The organism is Marinoscillum pacificum (assembly GCF_024714495.1).
In the GTDB taxonomy this organism is placed as follows: domain Bacteria; phylum Bacteroidota; class Bacteroidia; order Cytophagales; family Cyclobacteriaceae; genus Marinoscillum; species Marinoscillum pacificum.
This window is the reverse complement of the sequence record NZ_JAMZMJ010000001.1, coordinates 1,157,286-1,172,206: the sequence shown is the minus strand read 5'-3', so window position 1 is coordinate 1,172,206 and position 14,921 is coordinate 1,157,286. Positions and strand designations below refer to the sequence as shown.

The window sequence follows — 14,921 nt, the reverse complement described above, 5'->3', positions numbered from 1 at the left end:
AAAAGCCCGGCTCTGTGTGGAGACGGGCTTCTTTTTTGGCTTCCTCTTATTGCTCTGGAGGAGTCATGTCATTGATAAGAACTGCCTTGCCAAATCCTAATTCTTCCATTCTATCTAATTGTGTTTTGGCATCTCCGACAACCAACCAAATCATTTGATCCTGATTAAGGTATTGTTTCGCTAGGCCTTGAATCTCTTCGACAGTTATGACTTCTACTGTTGCAATTCGGTCTTGAAGGTAGCTGGCTTTCCAGCCATATTTACTCATATCCTGAAGCATGCTAAGTTTGGCGCGTGATGTTTCAAAAGCTCTTGCATTGCTTTTAATCATGGAACTCTTAGTGGTTTCCAGATCAGATTCATTGAACTCTTGACCATAGTTTTCAAGAATTTGCTTAATCAGTAGGGTGGATTCAAGCGTTACATTGGTTCGAACACCACTACTAATCATAAATGGACCCGGTTCTGTGCTTCCCTGAAATCTAGAACGTACTCCATAAGTGTATCCTTTTCCTTCACGTAGTTCTTGCGTCAACTGAGAAGCAAATCCACCGCCACCTAATCTGTAATTCAGAATGGTAGCAGGGTAGAAGTCTGGATCCGTTTCTGCCAAAGCTAAGTAGCCAATATTGAGTACAGATTGCTTTGCATTTGGTACATCGTAGAAATAGACTTGTGAACTTTCAATCGGTTTTGGTTGGTCGAGTTCAGGAATGGTTACTTCTGTTGATTTCCAATTGTTTTTGAGTCCTTCTAAGCTTTCAACTACGGTTGATTGCTCAATATCACCAACAATGTGTAAAGTAGCCACAGATGGACTGACATTACTTTGATAGTATGTTTTTAGATCTTCCAGGTTAATAAGCTCAATTGAAGCAAGCGTTCCTAATGAATTCATCGTTCTGATATCTTCATTTCCATAAACCAATACATTGAAGGCATTTTGAGCAATTGCATTCGGGTTAGCTTCTTGTTGTTTGATTTGACTGGCTATACTTTGTTTTAACAAGTCAAACTCCTCGCTATCCCATCTTGGTTCCAAGATCATTTCTGACACCAAATCCATTGTCTGTTGATAGTTTCTAGAAAGTGTATTGCCAGAGATTTCAATAGCGTCATTTGTTGCACTAACCCTGATGTTGGCACCCAGTTTATCTATTGCGCTTTCTAATTCTGCTGTGGTCTTATTTTGGGTTCCTTTGGTCGTCATTTGGGCCACCAGATTAGCTACACCTGGTTTGTTAATTTTTTCCAACAATTGACCTCCCTTGATAACTAGGTTGAATTCTACCAATGGTACTTCATCAGACTGAATGCCAAATATTTTAAGACCATTGTCGATAGTAGCTTGCCAAACATCTGGAGTGGCTATAACTGGCGTTGTACCATAAGGAGGTTCAATTGACCGATCGAAAGATGAAGGTGTTTTTTCATATTCTGCTTGTTGTGATGCATCGAACGTTTCTTCTGCACCAGGCACGATTTCTTCTTCTACTATTTCAGCTTTAGATGAACCAGTAAGAATTAAGTTAGTACTTCCGGTTGGTACAAAACTCGTTGCTACGCAAGGTTTGTTCTTGATGTAAGTTTCATATACTCTCGAAACATCATCAGTTGTGACATCAAGTATGTTTTGAATGTCTTGTTGGATAAAACCAGGGTCCCCAGCAAAAATGTTGTATTGAGCTAATTGGAATCCCTTTCCTAAAACACTAGATAATCCATTGTAAAACATGGTTTCTTGTCCTGCTTTGATCCGATCGAGATCTTCCTGAGAAATGCCTTCTGACTCAAATTTTGCAAAGCCTTTTTCAACAGCACTCAATACTGAATCGAGATAAATACCATCATACGCTCTAATTCTTAGCTGAAGTTGGCCGGCCAATTCTGAACTCCTTTGAAACATACTGACATTGTTGGTCAATTGTTTGTCTTCAATAAGTATTTGATTCAGAGGTGCTTCTTTTCCCTGTGAAAAGTAGGAGGAAAGCACATCGAGTGCGTAAGAATCAGGATGGTATTGCTCCACTGAAGGCCAGGTAAGTGTCAGTTCAGGAAGTCTAGCAAAGTTGTCTTCATGAAACTTTTTAATTGTTTCTGTAAGAACTCCTGGTCTTACAGTCATTGGTTGCACTTCTTCTCCACTAGGAATTTCATCAAAGTATTTGTGGACCCATTCTTTAGCTTCATTCACGTCAAAATCTCCTGAAATTGTCAAAGTGACGTTATTTGGAGTATACCATCTATTGAAGAAATCTTTTACATCTTGCAGTGTTGCGTTCTGAAGGTCTTCCAGGGAACCAATCACTTGCCAGTTGTAAGGATGATCTTCTGGATAAAGATTTTTATCAATTACATAGCTAGTGTGTCCGTATGGGCGGTTGTCATAGCTCTGTCGTTTTTCGTTTTTTACTACTTGCTTTTCTTTGGCAAGTACTGGTTCGGTTACGGTGTTGATGAACCACCCTAACTTGTCCGATTCTGCCCAAATCATTTTTTCCAAGGCGTCATTGGGTACTGTTTGAAAGTAGTTAGTTCTATCTCTGGAAGTAGATCCATTAGCTCCCGACCCTCCAATTCGAGCACTCATTTTGTCCAATCCCCCTTTACCAAGGTTTTCAGATTCCAGGAACAATAAGTGTTCAAATAAATGAGCAAAACCTGTTCTGCCAGGTAATTCTCTAGCTGATCCTACATGAGCAGTAAGAGCAACTGCTACCACAGGGTCTGATCGATCTATGTGAAATACTACTTCAAGTCCATTGTCAAGCTTGATCTTTTCAAAAGGTACGTTAAAGATTGTTTCAACTTCTTTTTGGGGAGTTTTCTGACAACTAATGGTCAATATTCCAAGAAGGATGATAAGGGGGTAAAGAATGTTTCTCATAAGGTAATATTAGCTAAAGACCTATTTAGTTGTTCTTAGTTTTTTACCGTCGGATAAATGCTCATTGGGTCGGTATTAGATATCAATGAATGTTTAAGTGTCTTATTTTGAGTTTGTTTTGACATAAATCATTTATTGAAATGACGAGCGCGGTTTACCATTATACTCAAATCAAGAACTTTGTTACATGAAGAAAGCAACGACACCTACCAGTGCTGTACGACACATCAAATCAGGCGATCATGTGTACATTCATACAGCAGGAGCCACCCCAAACTCCCTGGTTCAAGCGATGACCGATCGCGCCGATGAACTCAAAGGAGTGGAGATTTATCACATGCACACTGAAGGTACTGCCCCATATACTGATCCTGCACTTAAGGATTCTTTTCATGTGAATTCCTTCTTTTTAGGAGCGAATTGTAGATCTGCTACAGCCAATGGATATGCGGATTTTATTCCAAGTTTCTTAAGTGAGATTCCAATCATGTTTCGAAATGGTGTAGTGCCAATTGATGTAGCGCTTATCATGGTATCACCTCCAGATAAGCACGGTTTCTGTTCTATGGGAATTTCAGTTGATGCTTCTAAAGCTGCTGTGGATGTGGCCAAAATTGTGATCGCTCAGATCAACCCTAGAATGCCTCGAACTCATGGAGATGGGATTATACATATGAATCGCTTCACAGACTATATAGAGTTAGAAGAAGAGATTCACGAATTAACTCCACATCCGTTAACTCCTGAGGAAGAGCAAATCGGGCAGCATATTGCTGGAATGATAGAAGATCGATCAACGCTACAATTGGGAATAGGAGCCATTCCAGATGCTGTTTTGAGTTGTTTGGGCAATCATAAAGATCTTGGCATTCATACAGAGATGTTGTCAGATGGCATAATTCCATTGGTTGAACAAGGTGTAGTGACCAATAAGTATAAAACAAGGCATAAAGATGTGATTGTTTCTGGTTTCTTATTAGGAACCAGGAAGTTGTATGACTTTGTGGATGACAATCCCATGGTGCGAATATTGGATATTCAGTATGTGAATGATACAGCAGTCATTAGAAAGCTTCCAAAAATGATAAGCATCAACAGTGCTATTGAAGTGGACATTACTGGGCAGGTCAATGCTGACTCCATTGGCACTAAAATGTATTCAGGCGTAGGAGGGCAAATGGACTTTATTCGAGGAGCATCACTTTCACCTGGAGGTAAACCAATCATTGCTTTAACATCCACGACGAAGAAGGGTGAGTCTAAAATAAGTTCAATACTGAAGCCAGGAGCGGGAGTCGTAACTACAAGGGCACACGTACATTATATCGTTACAGAATATGGTGTGGCTGACTTGTATGGCAAGAATCTTAGAGAAAGAGCTCATGCATTAATCAATATTGCCCACCCTGGTCATAGAGAGCAACTTGAACGTGATGCGTTTGATCGTTTCAAACAGTTTTAAAATATTAAATAGCTCAAAAGTTTTAATTGAGATTCTGAAGCAAGTTAAGGATGATCAATAAAACCTTTGAGATACACTAAAGGTGTATTAGCCCGCATTTTACTTTAAAACCTATTGGCGTCGTTGACTTCTATCCAGTAGCCATCAGGATCCTGAATATACACTTGATTAACTCCATCTGGACGAGAATTAGACTTGCCAGATTCTCCTTGCCAGCTTTCGAAAGGAACCTTTTTCTCTTCTAGCATTTTGATGAAATCAGGTAAACTATTCACCGCAACGGCCAAATGAAAGTCTTTCTTGGTTTCTATGCCTTCTTTACTGGTTTGGATTAAGTGTAATTCCACACCATCGGCGAAAGCAAACCATCGGATATTTGATTTTTTGGTTTGGTTGGTGATCTCTCCTAAGCCAAGAATTTCGGAGTAAAATTGTGCACTTGCCGAAAGATCGGTTACCACTACTGCAAAGTGATCTGTTTTAACTACTGGCTTAAAGTTTTGTGCTGATAATTGTATGCTTATTGCAAGAATGCAAGTGAATAGAAAGTGTCTCATTTTAAGGTGTTTATGTGAAAGTTGGGGGTGTTAATAATTTGCTTTTCTTTTAATTGGAATCCAGACCTCTTCCTGTGCATCTTCATGTTCAGGACCAAGGTAATCAGGTGCCATTACTTCAAACTGTGGTCTGTTGTCAAATTCATAAATGGAGTTAGGAAGCCACATCCCAAAAATGTACTGAGCTGTTTTAGGAAAGCTTCTTGCTGGACCATGGTGGATGAATATGGCATATTCTCCTTTGGGGATATTTAATGATTTCATTCCTTTCGGAACAGTATTAGAACTTTTTACTTCTACAGCAGTCCATTTTTGAAAGGGCGTCTGGGGGTTGAATTTACCAAAATCAATACCACTAGGGTAAATTTGAATGGAATAAAGATTGTGATCCAAAAGATCAACTATTTCCTTTTTACGAGGCATGAAAGAGCTCCATAATACCTGAGAGTGTTCAACTTGAGATTGGCTTGTTGTAATAGACATGCCAATCATGGTTTTAGCCTCAAGTTTGATGATTTTTGGATCGATTAGCATCTTAATACAAGTCTATTGTTTTGGTAATCAGAAGGTCACCATCCAAAAATATAGAAAGTTTCCAATAACCACGCTTATCTTCAATTGGATGCCAAACAGTGTCTCCTAAGAAGAACTTAAAAGGGTTGTGTTTGACTCTGAATGTACCAGTGAACGGTGGAGCAATTTCTCCGGATTCGTCTGGAAAAGGAGGGTGATCAATCTCAAAGTCTAAATACCTTCCTCTTGCTTTGCGTATTTCTACGATCATTCCAAACTCCACTCCAATTTTGGCTTCTACTTTGTCGGTCAATTCAATGAATTTAGGCAGGTTGCTGTTCTCGCCATCCCATTCACTGTATAGGCCATAATTGATTAGGTCTATTTCTATAGGTCGGTTGTTTTTCTTCTTCATCCGGCACAAAATTAATCTTCCCAAATTGAAAATGTGATAAAACCAGATGGCTCAGGGAATATTCATTATCAGTTTATCCCCATTCACTCCAATCCTGTTGCTTGTTTTGTAATTATTGAGCATTTTAACCACATGGTCCGCCTAGCCTTATTTCTACCATTAACTATGCTGTTTTCTGCCGTGGGCGCTCAATCCTGGGAAGAAGCACAAAAGACTCATGCCGCGAGTCTTGATCTTGCATGGTATACCTCAAGGCCTTTCATTGAAGAAGTTAATGGCGAAATGAAGGGAATCGAAGCTGACATGATGCTTGAATTTCAAGAATTTCTGAAGGAAAGGTACCAAGTTCAGTTAACAATAAATTGGATTGAAGATGTCAATTTTCCAGGCATCATGAATCGGGTTAAAACTTCAAATCAACCTAACGTCTTTGGTATTTCAGCATTCTCCATAACCGAAGAGAGAGCACGGGAAATGAAATTTACAAAACCCTATTTACCAGACATTACCGTGCTTGTTTCCAGTGAAGGAACACCCATAGTCAGCACATTGGAGGATATAGAGGATTTTATGATCGATAAGGTGGCTGTCACCATTAAGAGCACCACGTATGAGCACATGTTATTCGATTTGAAAAATCAACTTGGAGCTACTTTCAAGATGGAATACATACCAAGTGGTGATAATATTTTGGAAGCCATCGCAAAAGCTGATAATAGATTTGGGTTTATAGACTTGCCTATCTACTTGAAGCTAATTCAGAATGGAGGAAGTTTAACCAGGCAGAACTTTTTTACTATCAGAGGAGATGGATATGGAATCATCATGCCTCTGCATAGCGACTGGGATGTTCCATTTAATGAGTTTTTGAAAGATCTGAAATATGGGCCTCGAGTGGAGGAAAGTATCTCCAAGTATTTAGGAGAGGAATTGTATCGAGCAATTGATGAAATTTATAATTCGGAGAGTTTATCTACTTCAATTCTCACCAAGGAAAAAGAACTTCAAAACCAGCTTATTCGTAATGCCAACCAAGAATTAGAGCAAGAACAATCGGTTAAAAAATACCTGATCATAGGAATGATCATCATATTGTTCTTTCTTATTGTGGTAATAGTTTTATACCTAAAAAACCGTAAGTCCAAAAGGGAATTAAGTTATCAGAAAAGACAAATTGAGAAACAGCAGAAAGCCATTGCTATTAAAAATGAGCAATTAACAAATAGAAATAATCAGCTCATTTCCATCAATGAGGAAAAGAATAATTTGGTAAGCATTTTGGCGCATGATATGCGTTCGCCTTTGGGGCAAATTATAGGATTAGCTGGGGCGTTAAAATCTCAACTCGAGAATGTGGATGATGATCATATGGAGATGGTTGGTCAGATTGGTAAAAGTGCCTATCGCTTAAACCAGATGATTACCAAAATGCTGGATGAGAACTCTCTAGATAAGCACGAAATACTTCATGAGCCAGTTTATGTAAGTCAATTGCTTGAGGATATAGTCAAACGTTACGGGCTTGTTTCTAACAAAAAGAATATTGAAATAGAGCTTAATCCTTGCAGTCATCAATACATCATCTCCACAGACCACTTGTTATTGTTGCAAGTATTGGAAAACTTGATGTCCAATGCTGTCAAATTCTCGCCAGTCAATTCAAAAATTGTCATTTCAGCGGAATGTAAAGAGGAGGAAGTGGTCTTCCAAATACAAGATCAAGGTCCGGGATTTACGGAATCAGATAAACAAATGATGTTTGCCAGGTATCAAAAGTTAAGCGCTAAACCAACAGCAGGCGAATCTTCAACTGGCCTTGGGTTGTCAATTGTGAAGAAATATGTTGAACAATTGAAGGGTAACTTGAAGTTGGAGTCGGAGCCTAATCGAGGATCCTGCTTTTTTGTGACTATTCCTAAGTCTTAATTGTTCTATTTCTGTTCAAATTGATCAAAACGGCACTGATTAATACGATTACCATTCCTATGGTCTGTTGCTGGGTAATTTCCTCATTGGCCAATAACCAACCTAAAAAGACAGCAACCAACGGGTTAACATAGGCATAAGTTCCCACTATCGCTGACGGTAAGATGTTTAAAAGCCATGTGTAAGCGATATAAGCAATAATTGATCCGGCTATAGCAAGATAGAGTGTTGCATACAGTGAATCCGATGATGCATTTTCAAAAAGGCTTTCAATGGGTTCTCCAGATACTAATGAGATGATGCTACAACTTACAAATCCAAAGAATAATTGTAATCCAAGATTTCTATGCATACTTCCTTTTGCGGGGTGAGACCGATTATAGAGCGTTCCGGCAACCCAACAAATAGCTCCAATTATGACCAGGGTAGAGGCGATGATTTGCATGGAAGTGTCGTTGGTTGATGATTGCATTATTTTTTCTCCGAACAAAATGCCAATACCGATTAACCCCAAGGCGATGCCAGTTAAAATGTAAGCATTTCTGAAATAGAATGACCAGTTTGCTCTGTCAAGTATAACAAACCAGACAGGTAACGTAGCTACCAAAACGCTTGCATATCCAGAAGCAATATGTTGTTCACTCCAAATGAGCAATCCCTGACCTCCGGCTAAAACAGTGATACCTATCACAGCATTCTTAACTAAAGCCTTAAATGAAGGAAACGCCTCTTTCTGTATAAAGCTATATCCAAGTAATAGAATACTAGCCGTTATGAAACGCAGGGCGGCCATGGCAAAAGGAGGGATGGTCTCCAAACCTATCACTATGGCCAGATAGGTAGTGCCCCATATGAAATATATAGCGCCAAAAGCGAGTATGATGAGTATGGTTTGTCTGTTCATCCGTTATTTGAAAAAGTCAATTTATATAAATGCCAGATATGTATGATTAAAAAAGTGATTGCACCAAGTACAATAGGATACGCTGCCAGGTGCAGTCCATAAACGATGTACAGAATGGCTGAGAGCAAATGAAATACTCTCAGCTTAATCATATCCTTTTGCGCCATAGCCAGCAAACTGAAAGCGATAGCTACGTAGCCTGTTATCTCGATGATCATAAATCAAGTTCCATTCGGATATTGCAGCGAGCATATGGTGAGCATCCGGTCATTGGGATTTTTTTGAATCCCGTTTGATAATATAGGTTTATGGCCGGTTCAAGCTTGGTGTTGGATTCTAGTACCACCTGTCTTTTTCCATCTTTACGAGCAAATTCTATCGCATGTAAAATCAGTTTCTTGCCGATTTTCAATCCTCTGTATTTTGTGGATACACCCATTTTTGCCAATTCATAAGAGTCCGGTGTTTCTACTATAAGAGCTGCCGTCCCAACTATTTCATCGTTGAATTTAGCGAAGAATATCTGGCCTCCTTTATTGATAATATAGCCTTCGGGATCATCCAGCATTTCACGATCATGCTCCTCGATTGCGAAGTATTGATTTAACCATTCATAATTCAGCCTTGCAAAATCTTTGACATAATCTGAGTGATAGTCCAGAATGGTGACGTTTAAATCTTGGTTGGTAGTATTCATTGGTTATTCAGTTTTTCAATTGTTCTTTCTCTAAATCCTTTTTCGCCAAAACGCTCTTCTATTAAGCTAAGTGCTTTCATAATTTCAGTACCGCGAACAGCCTCAATAACACCAGCCTCGCCTGCAGCCCATACTCTTTCAAATTCCGGCATCATTTCTTGAGCCTTATCTGAGAGTGTGAGGAGCCTTTTTCGACTGTCTTGATCGCATTGATTCGAGATTAGATAGCCTGCCTTCACCATTTTATTAGTTAAAGTGATCACTGAGGGGTGAGCCAATCCAATTCGATCAGAAATCTCCGTTACAGAAAGTTCGTTTTGTTGCTTAAGCAATCTGAATACGACATACCAGTTAGGTTCTATATCTAATCCTAATTGTTTGTACATCTTCTTGCCATCGTGCATCAAGGCGTCTGCTATGCGCTTAAGTCGCATTGTAAATCCCAGACAACCAAGTTCTTGTGCAAAATCTTTCATCATTTATGTAGTTGACTACATAAATATAGGAAAATATGTAGTTAACTACATAATATTGGATGAAAAAAATAATATACCGTCCTTACGGTATGGTGAGATGTTTTTCAACATTCTAATTTTAGCACATAAACCCAACGCATATGAAGTATACTTTACTATTTACGTTTTTTATTATCACCGTCTCAGTCACTCAGGGTCAGAAAGTCTTATTCAGAGATGATTTTAGGGACAACCGCAATGATTGGACCATCGCTGCAAAAGAGGAGTACTCATCTTATATTCAAGGAGGTAACTATGTCATTTCTAAAAAGACTGAGAGTGGGTCCTGGTTCTTTTATAAGTCTATTTACACAGAATATGACAAGGATTATAGCATAGAAGTAGAGGCTACACAAACCAGTGGAGTCGAAAACAATGGTTATGGTTTGGTTTTCGCCGCGAAAGATGTTGATAACTCACATTATTTCATGGTCACGTCCAATGGATACTATAGAATTTCTGGCTATGAAAATGGTAAGTATACACCTACTACAGATTGGACAAAAACTGATAAAGTCAGTGGAATGGATGAGATCAACTCATTGAAGGTTGAGCGAAAAGGGGATAAGCTTTATTTCTCTATTAATAATAATGTTGTTCATACATTGACCTCAAAGGAGATAGAAATTTATGGCAATCGAATCGGTTTTGTTCTTAATGATGAGATGAGAGTTGAGTTTGATTTCCTTGAAGTAAAGCAAGATTATGAGGATATCAAAATGGTGCCAGGAATTGATACAATGAGTCTGGTTCGTGAGCCTTTATCATCTTTGGTTAATTCACCATATACTGAGAAGTCTCCAGTTATTTCTGCTGACGGACTAACCTTGTATTTTGCTAGAAATGATCATCCTGCCAATCTCGAGAATCGAGAATATTCTGATATATGGTATTCCCAATTTCAAAATGGGAAATGGCAAAAAGCAATTCAACTTCCTAAGCCAGTTAATAATGGTGGTCATAATTTTGTGATTAGTGTGACTCCAGATAACAACGCGTTGATGGTTGGTAATACCTATGAAGCGGATGGTTCCATAAAAGGAAGTGGTTTTTCTTATACCCGTAAGACAGATACTGGATGGGAAGTCCCTAAGGAAGTCGTTGTGCAGAATTACTACAATGACAATAAGTACACAGAAAGCTGTCTGTCTAGTTCACGTAAAGTCTTAATCTCATCTGTTGAGAGAAATGACACTCGAGGAGGAAAGGATGTCTATGTCAGCTTTCTCGAAGGAGATAGTACCTGGTCTGAACCAAAGAACATTGGAGATGTAATTAATACATCAGAAGATGAGGATTCACCATTTTTGGCAGCCGATGATATTACCATGTATTTTTCTACTGCTGGTCATAAGGGGTTTGGAAGTAATGATATTTTTATGACTAGAAGATTAGATGATACCTGGTTAAACTGGTCTGAGCCGTTGAATCTTGGGCCACAGATAAATTCACCAGGCTGGGATGCTTACTATACGATTCCTGCTTCTGGTGCTTACGCTTATGTGGTTTCTAATTCACCATATGAGGGTGACCTTGACATCTATAGAATCAAACTCCCTGAAGCGGCAAAGCCAAAAGCAGTAACACTTGTCTATGGTAAAGTAATCAATCAAAAGACAGGAGAGCCACTAAGTGCGGAAATTCGCTACAGTGATTTGGAAACAGATAAAGAAATTGGAAGAGCTACTTCTCTGGGTTCAGATGGCTCTTACAAATTGGTGTTGACTTCAGGTAAGTCTTATAGTTTCTTAGCAAGCAAAGAGAATTTCATTACAGTCAGTGATAACTTGACAATACCTGAAACAAGTGAATATGGTGAAATAGAAAGAAATCTCTATCTAGCACCAATAGAGGTAGGACAAACTGTTTTGATCAAAAACATTTTCTTTGATTTTGGTAAAGCAACATTAAGAGAAGCGTCTTTTGCCGATTTGAATCGATTAGTTGACTTGCTCGACAAATATCCAAAAATGACCATTGAAATTTCTGGACACACTGATAACGTAGGTTCTGATGCCGCAAATCAAGCTTTGTCTCAAAATAGAGCAAAATCTGTATTGGATTATTTGGCTTCTAAAGGAGTTGCTGGAGACCGGTTGGTAGCTAAAGGAATGGGAGAGGCAAAGCCAGTTGCCGCAAATGATACAGAAGAAGGTCGTCAAAAAAATCGTCGTGTTGAGTTTACCATTATCTCTATGTAAGTAAAATATAAAGTGAGGTAGTCTTAAAATGTTCTTGCTAACTTTTATGACTACCTCTTTTTTCTAAATAACCATTTTTCTGTATCTGGCTTTGATAAGCATAAAAATCCCATAGGAAAGTAATCCAGTTGCTATCAGAAATAGTATGATAGTTCCGAATTCATTCTGCACAAAATGGAAGGCTTCTTCGGTTCCCCCAGCTTTGTTAGAGTCATAATGCAAGGCAGCTGAGAAAGTTAAATAGGCAATTATTGAAATAACTATACCTCTAGCTGTATAGCCTATTCTTCCTGTATATAGGATGAATTTTCTGGTGGCTATTTTATGTCCGGTAGCTTTTACTTTGTCTTTGAATTTCCCGGAAAAAGCTCTCCAGAATTGATATATGGCTTTGCCTAAAAATATGAGTGAGACGGCAATGACCATGATTTGACCATAAGTTTCGTCTAGTAGTTTCGCAACGAGTGTTTCTTTAGAGTTGCCAGATCCAGAATTGGAGTTCAGTAATATTTCTACTCCACTTACTATCAAAAAGCAATAGAAGAAGCCGCTAGAGAAGTAACCTATTCTATTTGCGATTCCTTTAAAGTCATTTCCTTTGTCTTCAGGATCTTTAAATGCTTGATAAAATCGCCAGAAGACAAGTCCACAAAGTCCTAAAACAGTGATTCCGATTAATACAAGTCCAAGTGGCTGATTAGATAGAAATTCAAGTGCTCCTGAACTATCTGTTTTTTGGCCACGACCAAAAGCTGCAGCTGCAGTTAATCCTCCAATAAGGATGTAGACAAAGCCTTTCGTTCCAATGCCAAACCTGGCAAATCGTTCTTTATTGGTGCTCATGGCTTATTTTTTTGATAAAACGTAAAACGCATGAATGATGCCTGGTAGCATGCCAAGAATGGTCAATAACAGGTTAAGCCAAAACTTTCCGCTTAGGCCAAATTTTAATAGGACAGCTATCGGTGGAAGAAAAAGAGCTAAAAGGATTTCAATGATTCCCATTGTTAGTAAGTGTTTAAGTTTTCAAATAGAGAGTTATATTTAATAAAACAGGAATGAAAGGTGATTGTTCAGTCGGGCAATTTGACAAATCCATTTTTCCTACTGCATTGGAAGGTTATATTTGTTAGATGATGAAGAAAATTGGATTATCATTTGTTGCAGTATTAGCAATGTTTCTATCTATGGCTCAAGAAGCGACTGATAGTGTAGTTCAAACGCAACCGTCAGGTCAGCAAAAAATGATATTGTATGGAATGACTGCCTTAGGAGTAGTTTTAATCGGCTTGGGTCTTAAAAATTCTAAGTTATTCAAGAAGAAATAAGAAAGGCCAGCCCCTTGGGCTGACCTCTACTGACCTAACCTAATGATTCGAAAACTTATATTTTAACGGATCCTGTAACCTGAACACCATGATGCCTTTCATACCTCTCAGGGTTGTTTTGGGCATATTGATGTAAGTATGCTAGCTGTATCGAATAATTGCTTGACAAGTTGGCTCCTAGACCAACATATAACCAGTTGCGATCATATTGTAAAGATTGATTGCTGCCTCTAATCCAGAGTTCGTCAAAAACGTTTACGAAATAGGTATCAGATAATAGTTGAGTCATTGTCAATCTATATCTGAACCTGCCACTAAAGGATGTGCCATCTAACTCATATTGGTTTTGAGCATCATTGTAACTGATATCCCGTTGCCACCTTTGTTCTAACCGGTATCTATGCTGAATTTTTAATTGATTTACCTGATGTTTGAGAGTAATTTGCTCCCAAACGTTATTTTCTGGTTTGCCTATAGGTAAAGGATAATCTCCGTATGGGTAAGTTTTGACGTAAGTGTATCCAAATGTATAAACCACATTTGGGTTTGACTTGGTATTAAAGTCAATATATGGTCTAAATAAAAACTGTGCTTCGGAGTTCATCCAATCATCATATCGCATGTGAATCTCGGATCCAAGATTCCATTGATCATTCAGTTTGTGATTTATTAAGAGGAGGTACCAAACATTGGCTTTACCATGAACCTCCTGTCCAAAAGTTTGCTGATATGTGCCTAATAAACCCAATCCAATTAACACAATAGATAGTTTCGTTTTGGTGAACATAATGTTCGGTATTTTAAAATAGTATAAAGTGATAAGGTGTGTTTCAATCCACTGCATTGATACTCCAACGGCTTGAATTTGTTGCATCAATAGAATGAAAATCTATTAGAAGTTAAGTGCAGTATATTCTACCAATAGTCACTTGTATATTTTAAAAGTATGGAGCAAATATGGCGTGGCATTCTGGAGAGAATCTGTAAAAAATAAAAAAGCCGGAAAAAATCCGGCTTTCATGTGTTTTGGCTAAAATATCTTATAAGCGGTCCCATGGAATGCCCACAAGCATCGCTGCTAGTGAGATGCCATAAAAGATTAATTGGAACTTGAATTTCTTATTGCTATCAGTAGCTTTTTTAGATTTGGATCTACCAATATGTGCCACTGCTATTGCCACGATCATCACGAAAATGTGCTCTACAGCCCAAAAGCGAATCGCTGAATTGCTCATTGCTGCTCCAAAATCACTAAAAGCTGTTTTCGTTATAGGGCTTAGAAATACATACAAGATTAAACCAAGTAAGAACATTAGGTCCATCATGCCTACAAAGGAAGCAGATAGAATGTTGTCCAATTTGCCATAGTTTCCTTTGATGACAGATTTAATGATTAGCACCAGGGCTAAAATCAACACAATCCACCTGATCACTGAATGTAAGTGCAAAAACAAGGTGTACATGTCTATGTCTAATAGTAGCATCTTTTAATAGTATTTTTTTCAAAGATAGCACC

Annotated in this window: 16 protein-coding genes and 1 pseudogene; 5 read left to right on the top strand and 12 right to left on the bottom strand. The window is 38.4% G+C overall.

Annotated features, from left to right (window positions below):
- Nucleotides 1-46 precede the first annotated feature (46 nt).
- The gene (locus tag NXS00_RS05145) at nt 47-2,887 is read right to left on the bottom strand and encodes a M16 family metallopeptidase (RefSeq protein WP_258098045.1); all 2,841 of its coding nucleotides are present in this window, start codon (nt 2,885-2,887) and stop codon (nt 47-49) included.
- A gap of 181 nt (nt 2,888-3,068) precedes the next feature.
- Here NXS00_RS05145 and NXS00_RS27000 point away from each other — a divergent pair.
- Nucleotides 3,069-3,587, top strand: a pseudogene (locus NXS00_RS27000) (4-hydroxybutyrate CoA-transferase); the annotation flags it as partial.
- On the top strand, nt 3,561-4,349 hold the full coding sequence (locus NXS00_RS26995) for an acetyl-CoA hydrolase/transferase family protein (RefSeq protein ID WP_506530934.1): 789 nt from the start codon (nt 3,561-3,563) through the stop codon (nt 4,347-4,349). The pseudogene NXS00_RS27000 and the gene NXS00_RS26995, both read left to right, overlap by 27 nt.
- Before the next feature lie 104 nt (nt 4,350-4,453).
- Here NXS00_RS26995 and NXS00_RS05135 read toward each other — a convergent pair whose 3' ends face one another.
- The 3 genes from NXS00_RS05135 to NXS00_RS05125 are packed head-to-tail and all read right to left on the bottom strand — an operon-like array spanning nt 4,454 to nt 5,834.
- Nucleotides 4,454-4,906 (bottom strand): VOC family protein, encoded by a 453-nt coding sequence (locus NXS00_RS05135; protein WP_258098043.1) that lies wholly within the window; start codon nt 4,904-4,906, stop codon nt 4,454-4,456.
- A 30-nt stretch (nt 4,907-4,936) separates the two neighbouring features.
- Nucleotides 4,937-5,440: a GyrI-like domain-containing protein gene (locus tag NXS00_RS05130; RefSeq protein WP_258098042.1), complete on the bottom strand. Its 504-nt coding sequence runs from the start codon at nt 5,438-5,440 to the stop codon at nt 4,937-4,939.
- Nucleotide 5,441: 1 nt separating this feature from the next.
- A complete protein-coding gene (locus NXS00_RS05125) occupies nt 5,442-5,834 on the bottom strand; it encodes a DUF3859 domain-containing protein (RefSeq protein WP_258098041.1) in 393 nt (130 codons plus the stop codon).
- Nucleotides 5,835-5,867: 33 nt separating this feature from the next.
- On the opposite strand from NXS00_RS05125, the gene NXS00_RS05120 reads away from it, so the two are divergent.
- Nucleotides 5,868-7,760 (top strand): ATP-binding protein, encoded by a 1,893-nt coding sequence (locus tag NXS00_RS05120; RefSeq protein WP_258098040.1) that lies wholly within the window; start codon nt 5,868-5,870, stop codon nt 7,758-7,760.
- On the opposite strand, the gene NXS00_RS05115 is transcribed toward NXS00_RS05120, so the two are convergent.
- From NXS00_RS05115 to NXS00_RS05100, 4 genes are read right to left on the bottom strand one after another with little or no spacing between them, the layout of a single operon-like run.
- A complete protein-coding gene (locus tag NXS00_RS05115) occupies nt 7,750-8,664 on the bottom strand; it encodes an EamA family transporter (protein ID WP_258098039.1) in 915 nt (304 codons plus the stop codon). The genes NXS00_RS05120 and NXS00_RS05115 overlap by 11 nt on opposite strands.
- The gene (locus NXS00_RS05110; protein WP_258098038.1) at nt 8,661-8,882 is read right to left on the bottom strand and encodes a YgjV family protein; all 222 of its coding nucleotides are present in this window, start codon (nt 8,880-8,882) and stop codon (nt 8,661-8,663) included. The genes NXS00_RS05115 and NXS00_RS05110 overlap by 4 nt, the downstream gene beginning before the upstream one ends.
- Nucleotides 8,879-9,361, bottom strand: a complete 483-nt coding sequence (locus NXS00_RS05105) for a GNAT family N-acetyltransferase (protein WP_258098037.1) — start codon at nt 9,359-9,361, stop codon at nt 8,879-8,881. Before NXS00_RS05105 ends, NXS00_RS05110 begins: the two co-directional genes overlap by 4 nt.
- Nucleotides 9,358-9,840, bottom strand: coding sequence for a MarR family winged helix-turn-helix transcriptional regulator (locus NXS00_RS05100; RefSeq protein ID WP_258098036.1), 483 nt, complete (start codon nt 9,838-9,840; stop codon nt 9,358-9,360). Before NXS00_RS05100 ends, NXS00_RS05105 begins: the two co-directional genes overlap by 4 nt.
- Nucleotides 9,841-9,977: 137 nt before the next feature.
- Between NXS00_RS05100 and NXS00_RS05095 the strand changes: the two genes are divergently transcribed.
- Nucleotides 9,978-12,077, top strand: a complete 2,100-nt coding sequence (locus tag NXS00_RS05095; protein ID WP_258098035.1) for an OmpA family protein — start codon at nt 9,978-9,980, stop codon at nt 12,075-12,077.
- Between the two features lie 63 nt (nt 12,078-12,140).
- Here the strand turns inward: NXS00_RS05095 and NXS00_RS05090 are convergent, their stop codons facing one another.
- Together NXS00_RS05090 and NXS00_RS05085 are read right to left on the bottom strand one after the other, a co-directional pair.
- Nucleotides 12,141-12,920, bottom strand: a complete 780-nt coding sequence (locus NXS00_RS05090) for a DUF1206 domain-containing protein (protein WP_258098034.1) — start codon at nt 12,918-12,920, stop codon at nt 12,141-12,143.
- Nucleotides 12,921-12,923: 3 nt separating this feature from the next.
- Nucleotides 12,924-13,082 (bottom strand): YqaE/Pmp3 family membrane protein, encoded by a 159-nt coding sequence (locus NXS00_RS05085; protein WP_258098033.1) that lies wholly within the window; start codon nt 13,080-13,082, stop codon nt 12,924-12,926.
- Between the two features lie 128 nt (nt 13,083-13,210).
- Between NXS00_RS05085 and NXS00_RS05080 the strand changes: the two genes are divergently transcribed.
- Entirely contained in the window at nt 13,211-13,405 is a 195-nt protein-coding gene (locus NXS00_RS05080) for a hypothetical protein (protein ID WP_258098032.1), read from the top strand.
- Between the two features lie 55 nt (nt 13,406-13,460).
- On the opposite strand, the gene NXS00_RS05075 is transcribed toward NXS00_RS05080, so the two are convergent.
- Both NXS00_RS05075 and NXS00_RS05070 read right to left on the bottom strand, forming a co-directional pair.
- Nucleotides 13,461-14,279, bottom strand: coding sequence for a DUF2490 domain-containing protein (locus NXS00_RS05075; RefSeq protein WP_258098031.1), 819 nt, complete (start codon nt 14,277-14,279; stop codon nt 13,461-13,463).
- A 166-nt stretch (nt 14,280-14,445) separates the two neighbouring features.
- The gene (locus NXS00_RS05070) at nt 14,446-14,889 is read right to left on the bottom strand and encodes a hypothetical protein (RefSeq protein WP_258098030.1); all 444 of its coding nucleotides are present in this window, start codon (nt 14,887-14,889) and stop codon (nt 14,446-14,448) included.
- Nucleotides 14,890-14,921 lie beyond the last annotated feature (32 nt).

Bases quoted from the DNA above. Each gene is read 5' to 3' on its own strand.
- NXS00_RS05125 (WP_258098041.1), bottom strand. From the start codon at position 5,834: ATGAAGAAGAAAAACAACCGACCTATAGAAATAGACCTAATCAATTAT.
- NXS00_RS05095 (WP_258098035.1), top strand. From the start codon at position 9,978: ATGAAGTATACTTTACTATTTACGTTTTTTATTATCACCGTCTCAGTC.
- NXS00_RS05070 (WP_258098030.1), bottom strand. From the start codon at position 14,889: ATGCTACTATTAGACATAGACATGTACACCTTGTTTTTGCACTTACAT.
- NXS00_RS05085 (WP_258098033.1), bottom strand. From the start codon at position 13,082: ATGGGAATCATTGAAATCCTTTTAGCTCTTTTTCTTCCACCGATAGCT.
- NXS00_RS05115 (WP_258098039.1), bottom strand. From the start codon at position 8,664: ATGAACAGACAAACCATACTCATCATACTCGCTTTTGGCGCTATATAT.
- NXS00_RS05145 (WP_258098045.1), bottom strand. From the start codon at position 2,887: ATGAGAAACATTCTTTACCCCCTTATCATCCTTCTTGGAATATTGACC.
- NXS00_RS05135 (WP_258098043.1), bottom strand. From the start codon at position 4,906: ATGAGACACTTTCTATTCACTTGCATTCTTGCAATAAGCATACAATTA.
- NXS00_RS05100 (WP_258098036.1), bottom strand. From the start codon at position 9,840: ATGATGAAAGATTTTGCACAAGAACTTGGTTGTCTGGGATTTACAATG.
- NXS00_RS05080 (WP_258098032.1), top strand. From the start codon at position 13,211: ATGATGAAGAAAATTGGATTATCATTTGTTGCAGTATTAGCAATGTTT.
- NXS00_RS05110 (WP_258098038.1), bottom strand. From the start codon at position 8,882: ATGATCATCGAGATAACAGGCTACGTAGCTATCGCTTTCAGTTTGCTG.
- NXS00_RS05075 (WP_258098031.1), bottom strand. From the start codon at position 14,279: ATGCAACAAATTCAAGCCGTTGGAGTATCAATGCAGTGGATTGAAACA.
- NXS00_RS26995 (WP_506530934.1), top strand. From the start codon at position 3,561: ATGAATCGCTTCACAGACTATATAGAGTTAGAAGAAGAGATTCACGAA.
- NXS00_RS05130 (WP_258098042.1), bottom strand. From the start codon at position 5,440: ATGCTAATCGATCCAAAAATCATCAAACTTGAGGCTAAAACCATGATT.
- NXS00_RS05090 (WP_258098034.1), bottom strand. From the start codon at position 12,920: ATGAGCACCAATAAAGAACGATTTGCCAGGTTTGGCATTGGAACGAAA.
- NXS00_RS05105 (WP_258098037.1), bottom strand. From the start codon at position 9,361: ATGAATACTACCAACCAAGATTTAAACGTCACCATTCTGGACTATCAC.